General features: G+C 39.8%; 16 protein-coding genes. 7 read left to right on the top strand and 9 right to left on the bottom strand.

The annotated features are described in order from the left end of the window. Positions 1-204: 204 nt before the first annotated feature. Genes prpB through ACWPW6_RS06655 form a run of 3 tightly spaced genes read left to right on the top strand, consistent with a single transcriptional unit; the run spans position 205 to position 3762 of the window. Positions 205-1089: a methylisocitrate lyase gene (gene prpB, locus ACWPW6_RS06665; protein WP_154624144.1), complete on the top strand. Its 885-nt coding sequence runs from the start codon at positions 205-207 to the stop codon at positions 1087-1089. Positions 1090-1135: 46 nt separating this feature from the next. After that, the gene (gene prpC, locus ACWPW6_RS06660; protein WP_163860987.1) at positions 1136-2299 is read left to right on the top strand and encodes a bifunctional 2-methylcitrate synthase/citrate synthase; all 1164 of its coding nucleotides are present in this window, start codon (positions 1136-1138) and stop codon (positions 2297-2299) included. 14 nt (positions 2300-2313) lie between these two features. Next, a complete protein-coding gene (locus tag ACWPW6_RS06655; RefSeq protein ID WP_154624146.1) occupies positions 2314-3762 on the top strand; it encodes a bifunctional 2-methylcitrate dehydratase/aconitate hydratase in 1449 nt (482 codons plus the stop codon). 369 nt (positions 3763-4131) lie between these two features. On the opposite strand, the gene ACWPW6_RS06650 is transcribed toward ACWPW6_RS06655, so the two are convergent. The 7 genes from ACWPW6_RS06650 to ACWPW6_RS06620 all read right to left on the bottom strand — a co-directional run bounded on the left by ACWPW6_RS06650 (position 4132) and on the right by ACWPW6_RS06620 (position 12778). Further along, positions 4132-5763, bottom strand: a complete 1632-nt coding sequence (locus ACWPW6_RS06650) for a sodium/sugar symporter (RefSeq protein WP_154624147.1) — start codon at positions 5761-5763, stop codon at positions 4132-4134. A 242-nt stretch (positions 5764-6005) separates the two neighbouring features. After that, the gene (locus ACWPW6_RS06645; protein WP_154624148.1) at positions 6006-7010 is read right to left on the bottom strand and encodes a substrate-binding domain-containing protein; all 1005 of its coding nucleotides are present in this window, start codon (positions 7008-7010) and stop codon (positions 6006-6008) included. Positions 7011-7159: 149 nt separating this feature from the next. Beyond that, complete coding sequence (gene galM / locus ACWPW6_RS06640) at positions 7160-8200, bottom strand: galactose-1-epimerase (RefSeq protein ID WP_196713350.1); 1041 nt, start codon at positions 8198-8200, stop codon at positions 7160-7162. 1 nt (position 8201) lies between these two features. Continuing rightward, complete coding sequence (gene galK, locus ACWPW6_RS06635; protein WP_410241974.1) at positions 8202-9377, bottom strand: galactokinase; 1176 nt, start codon at positions 9375-9377, stop codon at positions 8202-8204. Positions 9378-9444: 67 nt separating this feature from the next. Continuing rightward, positions 9445-10497: a UDP-glucose--hexose-1-phosphate uridylyltransferase gene (locus ACWPW6_RS06630; RefSeq protein ID WP_163860982.1), complete on the bottom strand. Its 1053-nt coding sequence runs from the start codon at positions 10495-10497 to the stop codon at positions 9445-9447. A 23-nt stretch (positions 10498-10520) separates the two neighbouring features. Next, positions 10521-11546: a UDP-glucose 4-epimerase GalE gene (gene galE / locus ACWPW6_RS06625; RefSeq protein ID WP_154624152.1), complete on the bottom strand. Its 1026-nt coding sequence runs from the start codon at positions 11544-11546 to the stop codon at positions 10521-10523. A gap of 302 nt (positions 11547-11848) precedes the next feature. Next, positions 11849-12778, bottom strand: coding sequence for a cation diffusion facilitator family transporter (locus ACWPW6_RS06620; protein WP_154624153.1), 930 nt, complete (start codon positions 12776-12778; stop codon positions 11849-11851). Positions 12779-13075: 297 nt separating this feature from the next. Here ACWPW6_RS06620 and ACWPW6_RS06615 point away from each other — a divergent pair, with 297 nt between their 5' ends. Continuing rightward, positions 13076-13513, top strand: a complete 438-nt coding sequence (locus ACWPW6_RS06615) for a universal stress protein (protein WP_154624154.1) — start codon at positions 13076-13078, stop codon at positions 13511-13513. Between the two features lie 60 nt (positions 13514-13573). Here the strand turns inward: ACWPW6_RS06615 and eco are convergent, their stop codons facing one another. Next, entirely contained in the window at positions 13574-14050 is a 477-nt protein-coding gene (gene eco, locus ACWPW6_RS06610) for a serine protease inhibitor ecotin (protein ID WP_154624155.1), read from the bottom strand. A 269-nt stretch (positions 14051-14319) separates the two neighbouring features. On the opposite strand from eco, the gene ACWPW6_RS06605 reads away from it, so the two are divergent. The 3 genes from ACWPW6_RS06605 (at position 14320) to ACWPW6_RS06595 (ending at position 16849) form a co-directional block, all read left to right on the top strand. Then, complete coding sequence (locus ACWPW6_RS06605; protein ID WP_154635748.1) at positions 14320-14538, top strand: DUF465 domain-containing protein; 219 nt, start codon at positions 14320-14322, stop codon at positions 14536-14538. Positions 14539-14771: 233 nt separating this feature from the next. Beyond that, the gene (locus tag ACWPW6_RS06600) at positions 14772-15131 is read left to right on the top strand and encodes a nitrous oxide-stimulated promoter family protein (protein WP_163860980.1); all 360 of its coding nucleotides are present in this window, start codon (positions 14772-14774) and stop codon (positions 15129-15131) included. A gap of 902 nt (positions 15132-16033) precedes the next feature. Continuing rightward, the gene (locus ACWPW6_RS06595; protein ID WP_251463868.1) at positions 16034-16849 is read left to right on the top strand and encodes a helix-turn-helix transcriptional regulator; all 816 of its coding nucleotides are present in this window, start codon (positions 16034-16036) and stop codon (positions 16847-16849) included. A gap of 274 nt (positions 16850-17123) precedes the next feature. On the opposite strand, the gene ACWPW6_RS06590 is transcribed toward ACWPW6_RS06595, so the two are convergent. After that, positions 17124-20312, bottom strand: coding sequence for a hypothetical protein (locus ACWPW6_RS06590; protein ID WP_250000248.1), 3189 nt, complete (start codon positions 20310-20312; stop codon positions 17124-17126). Positions 20313-20326 lie beyond the last annotated feature (14 nt).

Here is a 20326-nt window from a genome sequence, read left to right as displayed (position 1 = left end):
ACTAGCATTGTTTCAATGAAACATCACAGCCTCTTGTTCAAGAATTCAAAAGTCAGTCACAAACCTCATCTATTTCACATCACATTGATTTCAAATAGATAAAATAATTATTACACCTATATTAGATTTTGGCATGGCACTTGCTATACATAAAATAACAAACACAGATACATTTTGTTAGCAATTTGATAACGTGAGGTTTCTATGCCATCAATACCCGCAGGCCAAGCTTTTCGTCATGCATTAAGTAGTGAAACACCTTTACAACTCGTCGGGACTATCAATGCCAACCATGCTTTATTAGCTCAACGAGCAGGTTATAAAGCGATTTATCTTTCCGGTGGAGGGGTTGCAGCAGGCTCTTTAGGGATGCCAGACCTCGGTATATCGACCTTAGACGACGTCCTGATTGATATTCGACGCATTACAGATGTTTGTGATTTGCCTTTAATGGTTGATGCTGATATTGGGTTTGGCCCTTCTGCATTTAATGTCGCACGCACCGTGAAATCAATATATAAAGCAGGAGCCGCTGGCTTACACTTAGAAGATCAGGTTGGCGCTAAACGTTGTGGACATCGACCGAATAAAGAGATCGTTTCTACGCAAGAAATGGTTGATCGTATTAAAGCCGCGGTTGATGCTCGTGTTGATGATAGTTTTGTGATCATGGCACGTACAGATGCGCTTGCCGTCGAAGGATTAGAAGCCGCATTAGAAAGAGCTCATGCTTATATTGAAGCCGGCGCAGATATGCTATTCCCTGAAGCAATTACTGAATTAAATATGTACCAACAGTTTGTCGATCATACTCAAGTTCCTGTGCTTGCTAATCTGACTGAATTTGGTCAAACCCCTCTTTTCACACTTGATGAATTACGCAGTGTCGGTATTGCAATCGCCCTGTACCCACTCTCTGCTTTTCGTGCCATGAATAAAGCGGCTGAACAGGTTTACACCACATTACGTCAAGAAGGCACTCAAAAAAGTGTTATCCCATTGATGCAAACCCGCGATGAACTTTATCAGAGCATTAATTATTACGATTATGAACAAAAATTAGACGCACTTTTCTCACAACAAAAATAATCGCTCCAATAAAAAAAGTTGTGCGACACCGACAGAGGATAATCCGATGAATGAACAACTTAATACGACTGGAACATCACAATTTAAACCTAAAAAATCCGTGGCGCTTTCTGGTATTGCCGCTGGTAATACTGCACTCTGTACTGTTGGTAAAAACGGTAATGATTTGCACTATCGAGGGTATGATATTCACGACCTCGCGACACAATGTGAATTTGAAGAAGTCGCCTATTTGCTTATTCATGAAAAATTACCGACAAGCTCGGAGTTAACCGCATATAAAGAAAAACTCAAAGCGTTAAGAGGACTTCCTGCTAGTGTCAAACAGACCTTGGAGTCCATTCCGGCCAACGCACATCCAATGGATGTCATGCGTACCGGTGTTTCAGTCATGGGTTGTGTATTACCTGAAAAAGAAGCACATACATTAGCAGGTGCAAAAGACATTGCAGACAGGTTACTTGCCTCTCTTGGTTCCATGTTGCTCTATTGGTATCACTTCAGCCATCATGGTCGTCGTATTGAAACAGAAACCGATGATGATTCAATCGGCGCGCATTTCTTGCACTTATTACACGGTAAAAAACCGCCCGCTCAATGGGAGCGTTTCATGCATATTGCCTCCATTCTCTATGCTGAGCATGAATTTAATGCATCCACTTTTGCAGCAAGAGTAATAGCAGGAACTGGCACCGATTTTTATTCCGCGATTACCGGAGCCATTGCCGCATTGCGAGGCCCTAAACATGGTGGGGCAAATGAGGTTTCATTAGAAATTCAGCAGCGTTATTCCTCTATTGAAGAAGCAGAACAAGATATCATCGCTCGCCTTGCAAGGTCGGAAGTGGTGATTGGTTTTGGTCATCCTGTTTATACACTTGCGGACCCACGCCACCCTATTATTAAGTCCGTGGCGCTACAACTATCCGAACAGAATTTAAATCGCCAACTCTATGATATTGCCCATCATTTAGAGTTAGTGATGAAGCGAGAAAAAAACATGTTCCCCAACTTAGATTGGTTTTCAGCCGTAACCTATCATTTAATGGGGATCCCTACCGCGATGTTTACCCCCCTGTTTGTAATGGCGCGCACCGCTGGATGGTCTGCCCACATTATCGAACAGCGCCAAGATAATAAAATTATCCGACCTTCTGCTAATTATATTGGTCCAGAAAATAAATTATTTACTCGTATGGAACAACGTTAATAAGGATGACATTCATGACAACTGCTCTTTCAACTCAACAAGAATTCGATAAAGTGATCAGTGATATCGTTGATTATGTTACTGAATATCCAATTACTTCTGAGCTTGCCTATGAAACCGCTTATTATTGTTTTTTAGATACACTCGGTTGTGGCATGGAATCTCTCGAATATCCGGCTTGTAAAAAATTACTCGGTCCTATTGTTCCCGGTACTCTCGTACCTAATGGCGCTAAAGTTCCAGGAACGCAATTTCAGCTAGACCCTGTTCAAGCGGCTTTTAATATTGGCGCGATGATCCGTTGGCTAGATTTTAATGACACATGGCTTGCTGCTGAATGGGGGCATCCTTCTGATAATCTCGGTGGTATTTTAGCGGTTGCTGATTGGTTATCACGAGAAGCTATCGCAAAAGGTAAAGCCCCTTTAACCATTAAGCATGTATTAACGGCGATGATTAAGGCCCATGAAATACAAGGATGCATTGCCTTAGAAAATGCGTTCAATAAAGTCGGGCTTGACCATGTCATCTTAGTGAAAGTGGCTTCTACTGCTGTTGTCGCTCACATGCTAGGACTCAATCGCGAAGAAATCCTGAATGCGGTATCTCTTGCTTGGATTGATGGTCATAGTTTACGTACCTATCGTCACGCACCGAACACGGGTTCACGCAAATCTTGGGCGGCTGGAGATGCAACATCTCGCGCAGTGCGTTTAGCTTTAATGGCACAAAAAGGTGAAATGGGCTACCCCAGTGCATTAACCGCCAAAACATGGGGGTTCTATGATGTGTTGTTTAATGGGCAAGCTTTCCGTTTTCAACGCACTTACGGCTCCTATGTCATGGAAAACGTGCTATTCAAAATCGCTTTCCCTGCTGAATTCCATGCACAAACCGCTGTAGAGGCAGCATTACAACTGCACGATAAACTGAAATCACTCGGAAAAAGTGCAGAGGATATTGAGAGTGTATCAATACGCACCCATGAGGCATGTATACGTATTATCGATAAGCAAGGTCCGCTGAATAATCCAGCTGATCGTGATCATTGTATTCAATATATGGTCGCAGTCCCGCTGATTTTTGGACGTTTAACTGCTGCTGATTATGAAGACAATATTGCTCATGATCCACGCATCGATACCTTGCGTAGCAAAATAGTTTGCCGTGAAGAACCTAGCTTCACTCAAGACTATCATGACCCTGATAAACGCTCTATCGCGAATGGGTTAACGATCAAACTGAAAGATGGACAAGTCTTTGATGAGTTGTTAATCGAATACCCTGTGGGTCATAAACGCCGCCGTAAAGAAGGGATCCCTTTGCTATTAAAGAAATATCGCACTAATTTGGCTCGTCAATTTCCTGAAACTCAGCAATTACGCATTCTTGCTGCTTCATTAGATAAACCGCTATTAGAAGCGATGCCCGTCAATGAGTTTATGGACTTATTTGTTATTTAATCATGAAGTTTAAGTATGGGAGCATTAGCGCCCATACGCCCATATTTGATGAATAGCGCCTTGCTATTCATCAATTCCTGTTTTAGATAAAAATTAAATAGAGTGTGTTGTCATTCAAGAATGAAAACATGGCTTTCATCAAGCTAGATACTGGGTTATCAAGTAAAACAGGGGACATTCGTCCCCTGAGGTGGTTGACAACGCGGGATAAAAGCGTGGTTTTTCCCGCGTTGTATTATCAGCCGAAAATCAATAAATTGATTTTCCTCGTTTATTTTCAAAACCTATTCGACTTGCCGCCAAACATACTCGGTTTGTCAGCCGTCTGAGGGGACATTCGTCCCCTGTTGATTGTTTCAATCTATTCACTTACCAAAACAGTGCATACAGAACACACAAGATAATGAAGATTGCATAAGAGGCGATATTGAAACCCGCGGAGGTTTTAAAGGTTTCAGATGTCAAAATAATGGCGCCTTGGCTATCATCTTCTTTTGACGTAGTTAAACTAATTAAACCAATGACAACGGCTGTAAAGAAGAAGGTATACATCATTTGATCAAGGAATGGCATTCCTAATGGCATTAATTTTAAGAATAAAGCAAATGGAATGGAAAGCAGTACACCGATAATGGCCCCTTTTGCATTCGTTTTTTTCCAGAATAAACCCAGCAAGAATACGGCTAAAATTCCAGGGCTTACTAATCCAGTATATTCTTGAATATATTGGAAAGCTTGACCAATATTACCCAGTAATGGAGCAATAAAGCAGGCAATAATTAATGCAACTACAGCACTAACTCGACCCACATTCACTAATTTATGATCACTTGTTGAAGGTGCGATATATTCTTTATATATATCCATGGTGAAAATCGTAGCCACTGAGTTCAGCATAGAAGCTAATGATGACACGATCGCTGCTGCCAATGCGGCAAAAACAATGCCTTTAGCGCCAACAGGTAAGAATTGCGTTAACCAAGGATAAGCTTTATCTGCCTGAGCAAGTGTTGGAATATGCTCCTGCGCCATGGTACCTAAACCAGCTAGCAGTTGTGGGTCAGTCACAATCACATACGCCGCAATCCCAGGTACAACAACCAGAATAGGCACAATAAGTTTTAAGAAAGCGGCAAAGACGAGGCCTTTTTGCGCTTCATTGATCGATTTCGCCGCTAAAGCACGTTGAATAATATATTGGTTAAAACCCCAATAATACAAGTTAGCAATCCATAGGCCACCAATCAGCACAGCGATACCCGGTAAATTACTGAACTGAGGGTTATCTTGACTTAAGATCATTTCAAAGTGTTGAGGTGCTTCACTCACCATGCGGCTCATTCCCGCAGAGAGCCCACCGTCTCCACCAATATAACTGACCGCCATTATTGCCGTGAGTAAGCCACCGAGGATCAGGAAGAATACCTGTACAACGTCAGTCCACGCGACTGCCGATAGGCCACCATATAAAGAGTAAGCAACCGCAAACAATGCCAAACCAAAAATAGCGTAAGACATTGGGATACCTAGGATAGTTTGTAAAGCTAACGACCCTAAATATAATACTGACGTTAGGTTAACAAACACGAATAATGCGAGCCAAAATACCGCTAAAATCGTTTTTAGTGTGCGGTTGAAACGCTTTTCAACAAATTCAGGAATGGTAAAAATGCCTTTATCGATAAAAATAGGCATAAAGTATTTAGCAACAATAATTAATGTTAGTGCCGCCATCCATTCATAAGACGCGATCGCTAATCCAATAGAAAATCCTGAGCCAGACATGCCAATAAACTGCTCAGCAGAAATATTTGCCGCAATGAGTGAAGAGCCGATGGCCCACCAAGGTAACGTTTTGCCCGCTAGAAAATAGTCTTTAGTCCCCTTTTTCTCACCTTTTTTATTCCGAGAAACCCATAAACCCACTGATATGATGATAAGTACATACAGGATAAATACCCCGTAATCTAATGTACTTAAGCCAACACCTTCTGTATGCATGATCAATTCCCTCACCAAAATGATTCGCAATCAGTGTAAACGTTACCATTAAAAATCACTGTTAGATTAATCACATATTTTCACAATAAATTAATTTCGGTGATCAATCATGAAATAAGTGGCTATTTATGCGTATATTAAATACGCTAACCATCGTTGAAATATCATTTTTTTGAAAAAATCAAAAAAAATCACAACATCAAAAAGGATACCATCATAAAGTGATGATAACGTTTACATTGTTATGATTTTAATGGACGTACAGAATTACGCTGTACTAATGTTGGAGAGTAGATCAAACCACCCGTATCTATCTTTTCATTACGAGCGAGTGCCAACGCTAACTCCGTCGCACGCTCAGCCATCATTTGGATAGGATAACGGATCGTTGTTAAACGAGGATGGATATAACGCGCGATCAATACATCATCAAAACCGATGACTGATACTTGTTCAGGGGAAGAAATATCATTTTCATCGAGGACTGCGATAGCGCCTGCGGCCATAAAATCGTTATACCCCACAACCGCGGTTATCTCTAATGATTTCATTAATAAATTCGTCATCGCTTGTTCTCCACCTTCCCCATAAGGCATACCATATTCAATATAACTTTCAGGAAGTGAGATAGCGTGTTTTTTCAGCGCATCACAATAACCAAGCAACCGCTGCTCAGCATCTTCAATTTTATGATTTGATGAAATATAAGCGATTTTTGTATGGCCTTGGCGGATAAGATGTTCGGTTGCTAGGTAAGCACCTTTATAATTATTCAGTGAAACACAGCGGTCAGCAATCGCCTCAATACGTCGGTTGATCAGGACTAAACTCGGCACTTCATCAGCAAATTTAATTAACTCTTCATCTGATAAGGCTTTTGAATGAATGATCAGTGCATCGCAGCGATTATTAATTAATAATTCTATTGATTGACGTTCTTCTTGGGCAGTGTGGTAACCATTACAAATCAGAATATGCTTACCATTTTTATGGGCGACCGCATCAACAGCCTTCACCATGGTACCAAAAAAGGGGTCTGAAACATCATTGACCAACACGCCAATCGTATTTGAACTTTGGCTCACTAATGCACGGGCTGCGGCATTAGGCCGATAACCAAGCTTAGACATGGCACTTTTCACCGCAGCAATTGAAGTTTTACTCGCCTTAGGTGATTGATTAATCACTCTGGAGACTGTCGCTACCGACACTCCCGCTTCTTTCGCCACGTCTTTTATTGTTGCCATTTTTTACCCCTAAGTTCAGTTGGTTTCATTAAACAATGAATTAGTAGAAAAAACAATGGGGTATGTCTTAGAACCTGATAATGTCATGGAACCAATATATCAACTCTATGACTCATCACGAAAAACGCCGCATTAAAGCGGCGTTAAGCTTAAAAAATGAATTGATAACTCGTTTGTTGTTCGTATTGTTGGTTCGGTTGTGAAATTCCCCTGTATTCATCGCCCCATTCGGGATGATTAACCGCATCCGGAAGAAACTGGGTCTCAAAAGCCACGCCAGAGAACGGGGTATAATGACGTGATTTCCCTGGTACCGAAATTAAATAGTTTCCAGTATAAAACTGCATTGATGGCATCGTTGTTGCTATATCCATCCGAACGTCACCATCAGGTGCAAAGAATGAAGCGACGGTTTGCTCACCATCAATCAAGTCAGTTGAAAGGATCATCGTATGGTCATATCCCCCCGCTGCTTTTTGATCCGCATCTTGTAAAAAGTCATAACCAATGCGTTTTTTGCGACGAAAATCAAAAAAAGTCTCCGTAACATCCCGCCATTCTCCTGTTGGGACACCACGCTCATCCGTAGGCAGATAGTGAGTCGCTGATAATTGTAAGTCGTGCTCAAGCGCGGTTCTTACGGAATCCTCACCGGCCAAGTTAAAATAAGCATGATTTGTCAGATTGACAGGGCACAATTCATTCACTTGAGTGCGGTAATGAATGATCACTTTGTTTTCATCTGTTAATACATAACGTACTTCCACCTGGAGTTCACCCGGAAATCCCTGATCACCTGCCGCAGAAGTTAATGAGAATATTGCCTCTTGTGGATCTAATTGTGTGACTTTCCAAACCCGATAACTAAAATTATCCACACCACCATGTAAACAATTTTCACCTTGATTTTTTGTCACTTGATATTCACGACCCGCTAAATTAAAACGGCCATTTGCGATACGATTTGCTACCCGACCAACCGTTGCCCCCAAATAAACCCCCTGATCCATCTGGGCAGCCATGTTTGGTGAGCCAAGTAAAACATCGCGCTTACCCGTTGGCAGTGGCAAGATGCAACTGATCCAACTTGCCCCCAAAGTCGACAATAAAATTTTCATGCCATGACGGTTGGTGAGTGCAATGACTTTCGATGCACGGGCAACATACCTTTGGTCTTTTGATAACTGCACTTTATTCTCCCAACGATAATGCATTCGTTATCAGCCCAGCGCCATCGCTTGGCTGGCAAACATAGATATCCGCTTGTAGCCCTGTCATGGCGTGATAGTGTGTTTCAACAGCCTGAACAACAGATTCAACCAATTGTTGTTTCATCAGTGCCACAACACATCCGCCAAATCCCCCTCCAGTCATTCGGACACCCCCCTGTTCACCAAGAACGGCTTTCACAATATCAACTAACGTATCAATCTCTTTGACGGTGATTTCAAAATCATCACGCATAGAAATGTGTGACTGTTCCATTAATGTACTGAGTAGAGGCAGATTATTTTCTGTTAAGGCTTTTGCGGCTGCAAGTGTTCTATCATTTTCACTAATAACATGTTTGGCTCGTTTGGCCACCAAAGGCTCCAGCTCCCCTTGTTTTTGATTAAATTGCGCCATGGTGACATCACGTAATGCTTTAACACCAAATTGTTTAGCGGCGTTTTCACACTGCTGGCGGCGGGTATTATACTCACTATCAACCAAACCGCGCTGTTTATTTGAATTGATAATCATGACCACAAGGTCATCAGGTATCGGAATAGGCGCCAATGCTAAGCTGCGGCAATCAATGAGTAGAGCATGCCCCTCATCACCACAAGCTGAAATGAGTTGATCCATGATCCCACAATTGCAACCTACAAATTTATTTTCTGCTTGCTGCCCATTCAATGCAATATCTTGTTGGCTGATCTTGAGCTGATATAGCACCTTCAATGTTTGTCCTATCACCACTTCCAGTGAAGCAGAAGAACTAAGCCCTGCACCTTGCGGCACATTACCACTCACCGCAATGTCACAGCCTGAAAACTGGTAACCTCTGAGAAGTAAAAACTTAACCACGCCACGAATATAGTTTGCCCACATTTTTTCAGGTAAGAATTGAATCTCTTCATCGAGACTAAATTCATCGATATCATTCGCATAATCAGCGGCAACCACTCGAATGATGCGGTCATGACGTTTTTTAGCGGCCGTTATCGTTTGATAATCAATTGCACAAGGCAATACAAAACCATCATTATAATCTGTATGTTCACCAATTATGTTCACTCGACCCGGTGCTTGTACGTACACCTCTGGTTGAGAATCAAATTTTTGGTGGAAGGCGTCGGTGACTTTTTGGCGAAGAATTTCAATGCTACTCATAGCAACCTCTTGATAATAATTAAACTATTTTGATACGTCACTGTGTCTTTTCGAATATTCACTGCTGTTTATAGTGAACTTCACTGACAGCACGTAACCTTTCAGCTGCTTGTTCTGGCGTTAAGTCACGCTGAGTTTCTGCTAGCATTTCATACCCAACCATAAATTTTTTGACTGTCGCCGAACGTAAAAGAGGTGGATAAAACAACGCATGCAACTGCCAATGATCCCTGTTTTGATCATCACTCAAGAAAGGCGCAAAATGCCATCCCATTGAATAGGGAAATGCACATTGGAATAAATTATCATAGCGACATGTGAGCTTTTTCAATGCAATACTGAGGTCTTCTCGTACTTCAAGACTCATCTCGTTCATACGCCTAATATGCGTTTTCGGCATTAGCATTGTTTCAAATGGCCAAGCCGCCCAGTAAGGAACAACAGCAAGCCAATGCGCTGTTTCAACAACCGTTCTTGACCCCTCTTGCAATTCGGCTTGCGCATAATCCAATAATAAATTACTGCCTTGCTGCTGATAATAACGCTGTAACTGGGCATCTTTACGAGCAATTTCATTGGGTAAAAAATCACTTGCCCAGATTTGTCCATGTGGGTGAGGCTGAGAACACCCCATTATCTCACCTTTATTTTCAAAAATTTGCACCCACACAAAGCGTTGACTCAGCTCGTCAACTTGTTGTATCCAAGTGTCAATCACTCGACCGATTTGTTGCGTGGATAACTCCGGTAAAGTTTTACTATGATCAGGCGAAAAACAAATGACGCGGCTCAAACCGCTAACTGACTGTGTTTTAAATAACGCAGATTGCTCTTCCGGCTGCTGGCATGCTTCGGGCAATAAGGCGGAGTAGTCATTCTGAAAAACATACGTACCTTGGTAGTCTGGGTTGATATCCCCAGAGATCCGTTGGTTAGTTGGACATAAAAAACAACTCGCTTCATATTCAGGTAATTGTTTTATTTCTGGCTTTTCATCTTGCCCGTGCCAAGGACGCTTAGCTCGATGTGGGGAAACTAACACCCACTGCCCCGTTAATGGGTTATAACGTCTGTGGGGGCAATCTGACGGATTAAATGGAAGTTTATTCATCGTAATTATTCTCCTATCCTCTATTATGATTCATAACCATTAGGGTTATTGGATTGCCAACGCCATGAATCTATAGCCATATCATCAATCGTACGACACGCTTTCCATCCGAGTTCACGTTGCGCTTTTTCAGATGTTGACCAGTACTCAGCAATATCGCCCGCCCTTCTAGGAACGATGGTATAAGGGATTTTCCTTCCTACCGCTTTCTCAAATGCATGCAGCACTTCCAACACACTGCTTCCTTTTCCCGTTCCAAGATTATAAATATGTAATCCCGCCTTCTGGCTGACCACTTTCAGAGCAGCAACATGCCCATCCGCTAAATCCATAACATGGATATAATCACGGACCCCTGTTCCATCAATGGTAGGGTAATCGTTTCCATAAATAGACAGTTTGTCACGTCGTCCCACCGCAACTTGCGCAATATAAGGGGTTAAATTATTAGGGATACCTTGAGGATCCTCCCCCATAGAACCTGAAGGATGAGCCCCCACAGGATTGAAATAACGTAATAATGTGACAGACCAATTAGGTTGAGCCGTAAACAAATCTGACAAGCAACGTTCAACCATATATTTACTCGTGCCATAAGGGCTTTGCGTATTGCCCGTTGGAAATGCTTCAGTAATAGGCACAGTATCGGGTTCACCGTATACCGTTGCTGAGGAACTGAAAATAATACTGTGTACGCCTGCACGCTGCATACAACGGGCAAGTACTAACGTTCCATTCACATTCACGTCATAATATTCAAGTGGCTTAGCGACAGATTCACCAACGGCTTTCAAACCTGCAAAATGGATAACCGCACTGATTTTATGTTCACGAAAAATAGCCTCTAACAACGCTTCATCACGGACATCCCCTTGATAAAAAATAGGTCGTACTGCTGTTAGTTTTTCTATCCGGTTTAATACTTCTGTTTTTGCATTGCACAGGTTATCAATAATCACCGGTGTGAACCCTGCGAGGATCATTTGGACGCACGTATGACTACCGATGTATCCCATCCCCCCAGTGACAAGCACTTTTGTAGGCTGCATAGCTTACCCCTTGATTCATTTAAGGATATAAAAATTCATTGCACAGAGTATAACAACGGGCTAACCCACTAATCTGTGATCTGACTCGCGATAGTGTAAACGTTTACACAAATAGAGGCAATAACGCTAAATAAGCGGTCAATCGGCAAAAATAAGTTGCATGAGGCGTAACAGGGAATAGTAAGACTTGGTATGTCGGCAAGAAAAAAGATTAGTGTGCAAATACAAATAACTAAATGCTGGTTGTAATAAGAAGCCAGAAAGTCTTATTTTCTGGCTATACGTGGATTATGGGTAATGAATTAATGAATGCACTCTTTGTCATAGGGATCTAAGTGAGTCATTACATTAAGAATTTGTGGATTTTCCATTAGCTTATCACGGACGTTTACCGCAATTTCATGACCTGCAATGATCGATAAATTCCCATCGACTTCCAAATGCACATCGACTAAATAAAAATCCCCCGACTTACGCGTTTTTAAATCGTGGAAGCCTTTGATTTCATCAATACCATCAAGAACGGTACGGATCTCTTGTAATGTTTCTTCATCGGCACCTTTATCCATCAAATCTTGCATTGACTGATATGTAAATTTATAACCCATACGAAAAACAAAAGTCCCGACGATCAATGCAGCGATAGGGTCAAAAATTTTAAAGCCACATAAACTACCTATGATCCCGATAGCCACAACTAACGATGAGGCGGCGTCAGAGCGTGCATGCCAAGCATTCGCAACCAACATACTCGAGTTAACTTGATTCGCCACTCGTAACATATAGCGAAAGAGGCTTTCTTTGGCGATTAATGATACCAATGCAGCCACTAATGCAATTGTATGCACCTCTTGAATCAACTCTGGATTAAGCATTTTTTGTGTTGCCGACCAAATCATGCCAACACCAACAATTAATAAAATCACACCTAAAATCAAAGATGCTCCATTTTCGTAACGAAAATGTCCGTAGGGATGATCGTCATCAGGCTGCTTATGGCTTTTTTTGTTGGCAATTAAAACAACAAAATCCGCAATCAAATCAGATAATGTATGAATACCATCTGCAATTAAACCTTGTGAATGAGAAATGAAACCAATAATAATTTGCCACAACGAAAGCAGCATATTAACGATCACACTAATCAATGTGCTCTTTTTAGCAGCATGAAATTTTTGTTGTTGGAGTGTTAACTCATTGTCTGTTGTATCTGATTGCGTACGCTTATTCATAATCTATATTCTTAATGAAAAACAAAACAATTATCATTTAAATGAACTTTTAAATCAATATGTTACCTAATAGCATCACTCATATTGACACAAGAAACAAGAAAAGTCTTGTTATTTAATTATCGCTTATTCTGTTAATTAATAATCATCACTTTCTATAAAATAATATTAATTTGAATAGCTAAAAAAGACGTTTTTCTATTTAAATCCAATGTAATTAACAAAAGGCAACTCACTTATACTATATTAACGGCTAGCTGCTATAATAGCGCCAATTAACATACGAATGAGGTGGTTATGTATAATAAAATTTTAGTCCCTATCGACCTACTAGAAGATTCGCTTAATCCACAAATCATCAAACATATTGAAGAGCTATCAAAATTAGGTTCCCCTGAAATCCACTTCTTATCAGTGATCCCAAGCGCTGAACTATTTTTTGGTATTGAAGTGACTATTCTGCCTGAAAGTCATAAAAACTCAGCGGAGCGTTCTATTCTCGCACTCAGAGCGTTAGAAGAAGTGATCAAGGACATCAATATCCCTGATGACAAAATGGTATGTAAAATTGGCATTGGTTCAGCCAAAGATGAAATTCTCAGTTATGCCGATGATATCGAAGCTAACTTAATTGTAATAGGTTCCCATCGACCAAGTGCCTCAACCTATTTACTTGGTTCGACCGCATCTACGCTTGTTCGCCATGCCAAGACATCGGTACTGGTCATTAGATAAACGCTAAGAAAAAGTGCCACATATCATCATGTGGCACTGATAAGACAAAATGACGACAAATTATTTTTTGCTCGAATCAAGTAACTGATCGTCAGTTGACCAAATACGGTATTTCACATCCATCTCTTTTGGTGCATAAACCACAATAGGTAGTTTACTGTTATAACGAACAAAAGCATCATCACCAAGTTGTGTTGTCACAAAACGCTCTTTCGCTGGCTCTGAACACGCCATCATCGTTCCAGCTGGCCCTTTTACATCTTCTAATTTGTAATAGTTATATCCCCAGCCTTCTAAGGTTTTTTCTTCTAAATCGCCCATAAACCATTGGCGATTACAGTCAGCCTTAATCGTCTTACCGATAACTAATTCGACTTGCAAGTTATCTTCATTAGGTTTTGTAGGCAGTTGTATCACATGACGAGTCATGCCCTTTTCCGCTTTAGGATAAGGTGCGATCTTTTCCAACTCCCCTGTTGCCATTGCGCAAGAAGACACTAATGCTGCTGCCATTACAGATAAAATCGCTTTTTTCATTATAAAATCCTATTAAAAATAACAAAGCTAACTGAAAATACATATCATGCATCTAGAATAAGTTAAAAAGTCTAACTTTCCTACTCTGGATGATTCTTAATTTTAAAAATACGAAAATATAACTATCTCAATAAAGTTAATCATAGCTAATTTTAGTGGAATGATCATAAATTTGATAAAAACTATGTAAATCCCTATTTGTTATAATGCATAAATAATAGACGATGCTTATACTGAGTGTGAGGCTTAATACATTCTGAGGAGGTAGTATGTTATCTACAGATCAAGATTTAGTTTCAAAGTTAATATCTACACACCCCCGCTTTCAAAACCTTTATGAAAAACATCATCAGCTTGATAAAGAAATCAGCAAATTAGAAGGCCCGTCCGGTGCTGGTTATAACGAGCATGTTGTGAAACTCAAAAAAGAAAAATTACATTTAAAAGACGAAATGCAAAAAATAATGCAATCCGTCAATAAGGTCTAAATCGCAATCGGCTAGGTCATAACAGGAGACGTTTGGCTTATCACGCCACATTGTTGTGTTTAATTTTGTAAGTCATCTAAACTCACTGATAGACCTACTCAATAAATTTTAATTTTATTATGGCATAAGTATCAACTTATGCCATTTACGTGACTTGCGTTTATCTTTACTTTCTATTAAATGCAATAAGTTGTATATTAAATGCAATTTATTGCATAAATTGAGGTGATTCAATGGTCGGTAAACGTATTCAAAGAGAAATTAAAACTATTGAAAAAATGATCCAAATATATGAAAAGGCGCATCCCGCCTCCGCAGACTCACCAGAGCAATATCAAAAATTATATGATTATGCAATTAATCGCCTTGAAAAATGCCGTTATGGAGAACAAAAACCCGCCTGTAAACAGTGCCCAATACATTGCTATCAGCCTAAAATGCGTGAACAAATGAAACTGATTATGCGCTGGTCAGGGCCCAAAATGCTCTTTCATCATCCTATATTAGCAATACGCCATTTATTAGATGACAGAAAACCAGTTCCCGAACTTCCTGCAAAAAAATCAAGAAGGTCGTCAGATACAAATAATTAACAACAAGACGACTTATGTTTTGATTAAAAATATTCCATCATGAAAATTCTATTGATATAGCCTAGTTCTGATGCATAGAAAGATTGTTAATTAATAGTAAAAACTCCTTCATCTACAGTTAAAACCGTCGATATTAATTTATCACTGTACCTCTGTGAACTTTTACCAGTCCCTCCCTCACTTTACATCGTGTTTTCCTGCATCTTATATGACGAAATGTATTTATCTTAAATCCCATCGTGACGTTTTTCTAAAAATTAATACCCACTGGTAACTAATAATTAAAATGCATGTTTATATGTTCACTCAAAATGCTCATTCGCAAAAATACTGGGGTTAAATGAGATTATTGTCTCAATAATAGGAATTGTCTTACGACTTTAATATATATAATTAATCGTTACGATAATTATATTTGATTAGTGACGTAGTTAACAATTCCTATCATTAATTTTATTAATTAGTTATATGTTTACCGAGGTGAATGACAGTAAAATATATAACTAAATTTCTTCTTCACACACTGAAAACGGTAAGTAACCCTAACTAGATCAATAAACAATGAAATTGAGCAAATCCCTTAAAATAGTTTTCATCCTGCCAAAACCTAATAACCAAAATAATAAACCATCATAAACAAAATCAATAGATAATAAAAAAGGCAAGCTGTGTTAATATTCGTTATTTACGTCATAAATCTCAAAATAACTCGTAAAAACAACCTTTAGACACATTTATTAATATTTAGAATTAAACTGTGACACAAAAAAATGAGGTTTATATAATTTCAATCAATCAAAGGAAGGTGAATTTATATTTCACTGATTAAAACAACAAAGGTATTTAATATTAAATTAAAAAAATAACATTTGACTACATAGAATTAACATACAGGATGCGTCATGCAAAATGATAACAATGTGACTGATTGTCGTATAAAAAGAACCGCTATTAATAAAAATAGCTCATATTCTATTATAGAACGTCCCACAAAAGGATTACTTATTATTGAAAAAGGAACCTTAATATGGGAAAGTCCGACAACAATAGAAATGTTACACCCAGGTGATATTCTTTATCATCAACAAGGTTCATATGCTTTAAAAACTTTAGACTATGAATCTGAGTGTGAGTTTCTTTCAATATCCTTAGAAGATCAATTTTTGCGTGAGTTCATGAATCACTATGGTAGCCAATTAAGTGAAATTGAGCGATCAGATAATAGTAGCCATGATGTGATTAAATTTACCACATCAGCCATTATTGATGACCTAAAGAATAGTTTTAAAAACCTTATTAAACAACAATGTCCACCATTACTGGAATCATTGCGTATTTCTGAATTTCTTTTGTTACTCTCTTATAGTGAGCAAGGATCACAACTACTTTCAAACCTAAGACAACTCACCAATCGACAGGCTGAACGTTTACAGAATTTTATGGAAAATAATTTTTTAAAGGAATGGAAACTTGCTGAATTTGCAAAAACCTTCGGTATGGGGTTAACAACATTTAAAGAATTATTTAATACTGTTTACTCAACCTCACCACGTTCATGGATTAGTGAGAAAAGAATTATGTATGCACACCAATTGCTCATCAACACTCAAATGAGTATTGTGGAAATATCAATGGAAGCGGGTTTTTCAAGCCAATCTTATTTCACCCAAAGTTATCGTAAACGCTTTGGATTTACACCTAGTAAATCGAGAAGTTAGCCAATTAATTTGAGTAACTAAATGACAAAGAATACATGCCCTGTCAGTGATAGCAGTGCCCATTCACTGTATACTGACAGAAAGGCACATCTTATGGCCATGTAATGAAACACAGCCTTTCTTATCCCACCAACGCTATTAGTTTAGAGGTGGACAGTCTATTAATTAAACCTTTATATCGCATCGATAATTTGTGAATAATATGTCTATCGATAACGCCATAAAAAAGGCCGTATTACTAATATGTAAACGGCCTTTTTTGACCTGTTATACGTTATTTAACGCTAATGATTTTTAAATCGATAATTGACATGGAGTTTGGTGGTATTTGTCCAGGTATACCATCAACCCCATAACCACCTTCCGGTTTGATATAAACCTTAACCATCCCCCCTTCACCCGCCTTCTCAATAAATGAGTTCAACGGAACAGGTAACTCATTATAAGGTAATGTGACCGGATTCTTATCTGTATATAACACCGTCACGGTTCCATCGGTAAGCTGTTCACGCATAATAAATGTGATACTTTTCTTCTTCACATTACTAATTGGCTTACCTTTTTGTAGGATCTTATAATACGTAAAGGCATCAAGTTTGCTATATTTCTGCTTGGTGATTTCTTCAATCATTTTTTGATTGCGTTTTTTATTTTCTTCCGCAATCGCATTGAGTTCTTTCTGTGTGAGTTGTTTTACAGATGGACGAACCGCAGCAGCACCTGTAGACGATGGTTTTGCTTTTAGCTTATCGTTCTCTTCTTGAAGCTGCATCACCTTTTTATTCAGCTCCATAATTTGCGATTTCAGTGCTTCATCTGAAGATAAGAATTTTTGTTGCTTTAACTCAGATTGCAACGTTTTCAACTGTTCTTTCGCGGTTGCTAATTCTTTTTGCAATTGAGCACTATCAGACAGCTGCTTTTTCAATTTCTCTAATTCAGCACTCTGAGCTTGATATTTTGTATCAATCGTTTTCAGCTTTTCAGCGTCTAATTTTAATGCACTGATTTGCTTATTAGCTTCTGCTAATCGTTTGTCAATTTCAACTGCCTGTTTATCTTTTGCAGTAACGTCGCTCTCAAGGCGCTGAATTTTTTGTTCACGCTCTTTAACTTGCTTTTCAATTTCTGCTTTTTGGGTTTGCAGTTGCTGCTGAGCGACTTTCAGTTCCGCTTCTAACGTTTTTTTCTGCTCTACTTGCGCTATTTGAGCAGCTAACATAATTTGCGATTTCGCAACCTGTTGTTCATGCTCTTTTAACTTGGCTTGCAACTGCTGATTTTGTTCCGCTAGCTGCTTCGCTGCTGCCTGCTGCTGTGCCAATGCCTCACGGGTCGCTTGGCTGTCAGCTTCCACTTTCTTCGACGCCTGCTCTTGCTGCTTCAATAACGCCACTTGCTGGTTCAGATCAGCGGTCAACGCTTTAACCTGTTGATCTGACGCTTGTGCCATTAACTGTTTTTGCTTCTCAACCTCTTTTTGCAGCTGTGCAACATCCGCATTAGCTTGCTTCAACTGCGCTTGCGCCGTCGCATAATTCTGTTCTTGTTGCGCTAATTTCGCTTGCAGTTGCTGTTGTGTTTTTTCGTTACTTGCAGACTGCTTCGCCAACGCCTCTTGTTCAGCTTTTTGAGATTGTAGCTGTTGTTGTGCAGCTTTGAGTTCTGCCTCTAACTTCTTCTTCTGTTCAGACTGTGCCATCTGTGCAGTCAACGTGGCTTGCAGTTTTGCTGCCTGTTGCTCATGCTCTTTTAACTTGGCTTGCAACTGCTGATTTTGTTCCGCTAGCTGCTTCGCTGCCGCCTGCTGCTGTGCCAATGCCTCACGGGTCGCTTGGCTGTCAGCTTCCGCTTTCTTCGACGCCTGCTCTTGCTGCTTTAATAACGCCACTTGCTGGTTCAGATCAGCGGTCAACGCTTTAACCTGTTGATCTGACGCTTGTGTCATTAACTGTTTTTGCTTCTCAATCTCTTTTTGCAGCTGTGCGACATCCGCATTAGCTTGCTTCAACTGCGCTTGCGCCGTCGCATAATTCTGTTCTTGTTGCGCTAATTTCGCTTGCAGCTGTTGCTGTGTTTTTTCGTTGCTTGCAGACTGCTTCGCTAACGCTTCTTGTTCTGCTTTACCCGCTTTTAATTGTTGTTGCGCTAATTTTAGCTCAGCCTCAAAAGCTTTAGATGTTTCTTGCTGCTTAGCCAATTCGGCTTGAATATCACTATTTTGTTTTTGAGCTAACTGAAGAGCTGCTTCTTTTTGCTTCAGCAGTTCCTTCTGTTTTTCAAGGGAAGCCGTGACAAGTTTAACTTGTTCATCACTGCTTTTATTTAACCTATCGGCTTGTTCTTTTGCATCAGTTTCTAATTTAGCTAATTGCTCGGTTAATTGTTGAACTTGCTTCTGTGCATTTTCAAATTGTGATTGTGCTCGTACGAGTTCTTTATCTTTTTCTGCTAACTGCTTTTCAGCGGCTGTTTGCGCTTGAATACTGTTACTTAATTTCTTTTCAAGCGCGTCAATGGCCTGCTGAGCTTGCTGATTATTTAATGTCAGTTGTTCTAAACTATGTTGCTTTTCAGTCAGCGTATTTTTAACCGCGGTGAGTTCATCGGTGAGTAATACAATGGTTTCTTTATCATCTGTTGCATTTAGCTTTTCTCTTAATAAAGCAACCTGATTCTTGTTTTCAGTCAGCTGGTTATTAATGCGCTCTATTTCAAATTGCTTCTCAGCAATTTCATGGCTCAATTCCGCAACACTTTTATTATGTGCGATTAACTTTTCAACTAATTGCCTATCAGTTAAAAGCTGCTTATAAGCAATTAACTGACCAGCACCTTGAGCAGCACCAAACTTAAATAAGTGTGTTGACTGTTGTTGTGCTAATAAGTCAGCGAGCTGTTCTAAATAGTCGGTATTGTCACGTAATACATGGGTTGAGTATTTGGCGGAATAAAGCCCCAACGGATCCAAAACAAGCTGATATTTCGCAAAGTCTTTCGATAAATACTGGGGATGCCATTGCGTTGAATTAAAGAAATAAGGGTAGGAAGACAATAGCAAAGACTGGTGTGCTGAACCAGTTTGTTGTGCTGTTGTGTTTTCAGGTAATGGACATTCAGACAACGGCACCGTTGTTTTTTCTGTTGGTTGTGTAACAACCTTTGTCGTCGTGACTTTTGGCTGAGTTTGTTTCGTTACCGAACCTTGTGCCTTAGGCTGAGTCCGTACAGACGTTTTTCCTTGCCCAACGTTTCTACCCGCCGCAGATTTGGATTTTTCTTTTGGCTCAGGCGCAAGTGGTAAAGATGAAAATGAGTCATAGCCCTGACTTTGAATATTCAGTGGTTTTTCAGGCAATTTTCCTTCCTGCTCTAATTGCAGGTAAGTGTCAAAGTCATCAATGACGTTATTAAAGCTATCCGATTTTGCTAATTGACTAAAAGTAGCCGAAAAAATGGCCAATGATATACAAAGCC

The sequence above is a fragment of the Providencia sp. Marseille-Q8014 genome (genome assembly GCF_965112055.1).
Note: the sequence above shows the minus strand (reverse complement) of the source record. Positions and strands in the feature narration are given on the sequence as shown.

What these genes read in the sequence shown, in the direction of transcription:
- prpB (WP_154624144.1), top strand. Translation starts at nt 205, where the DNA reads ATGCCATCAATACCCGCAGGCCAAGCTTTTCGTCATGCATTAAGTAGT.
- prpC (WP_163860987.1), top strand. Translation starts at nt 1,136, where the DNA reads ATGAATGAACAACTTAATACGACTGGAACATCACAATTTAAACCTAAA.
- ACWPW6_RS06655 (WP_154624146.1), top strand. Translation starts at nt 2,314, where the DNA reads ATGACAACTGCTCTTTCAACTCAACAAGAATTCGATAAAGTGATCAGT.
- ACWPW6_RS06650 (WP_154624147.1), bottom strand. Translation starts at nt 5,763, where the DNA reads ATGCATACAGAAGGTGTTGGCTTAAGTACATTAGATTACGGGGTATTT.
- ACWPW6_RS06645 (WP_154624148.1), bottom strand. Translation starts at nt 7,010, where the DNA reads ATGGCAACAATAAAAGACGTGGCGAAAGAAGCGGGAGTGTCGGTAGCG.
- ACWPW6_RS06630 (WP_163860982.1), bottom strand. Translation starts at nt 10,497, where the DNA reads ATGAATAAACTTCCATTTAATCCGTCAGATTGCCCCCACAGACGTTAT.
- galE (WP_154624152.1), bottom strand. Translation starts at nt 11,546, where the DNA reads ATGCAGCCTACAAAAGTGCTTGTCACTGGGGGGATGGGATACATCGGT.
- ACWPW6_RS06620 (WP_154624153.1), bottom strand. Translation starts at nt 12,778, where the DNA reads ATGAATAAGCGTACGCAATCAGATACAACAGACAATGAGTTAACACTC.
- ACWPW6_RS06615 (WP_154624154.1), top strand. Translation starts at nt 13,076, where the DNA reads ATGTATAATAAAATTTTAGTCCCTATCGACCTACTAGAAGATTCGCTT.
- eco (WP_154624155.1), bottom strand. Translation starts at nt 14,050, where the DNA reads ATGAAAAAAGCGATTTTATCTGTAATGGCAGCAGCATTAGTGTCTTCT.
- ACWPW6_RS06605 (WP_154635748.1), top strand. Translation starts at nt 14,320, where the DNA reads ATGTTATCTACAGATCAAGATTTAGTTTCAAAGTTAATATCTACACAC.
- ACWPW6_RS06600 (WP_163860980.1), top strand. Translation starts at nt 14,772, where the DNA reads ATGGTCGGTAAACGTATTCAAAGAGAAATTAAAACTATTGAAAAAATG.
- ACWPW6_RS06595 (WP_251463868.1), top strand. Translation starts at nt 16,034, where the DNA reads ATGCAAAATGATAACAATGTGACTGATTGTCGTATAAAAAGAACCGCT.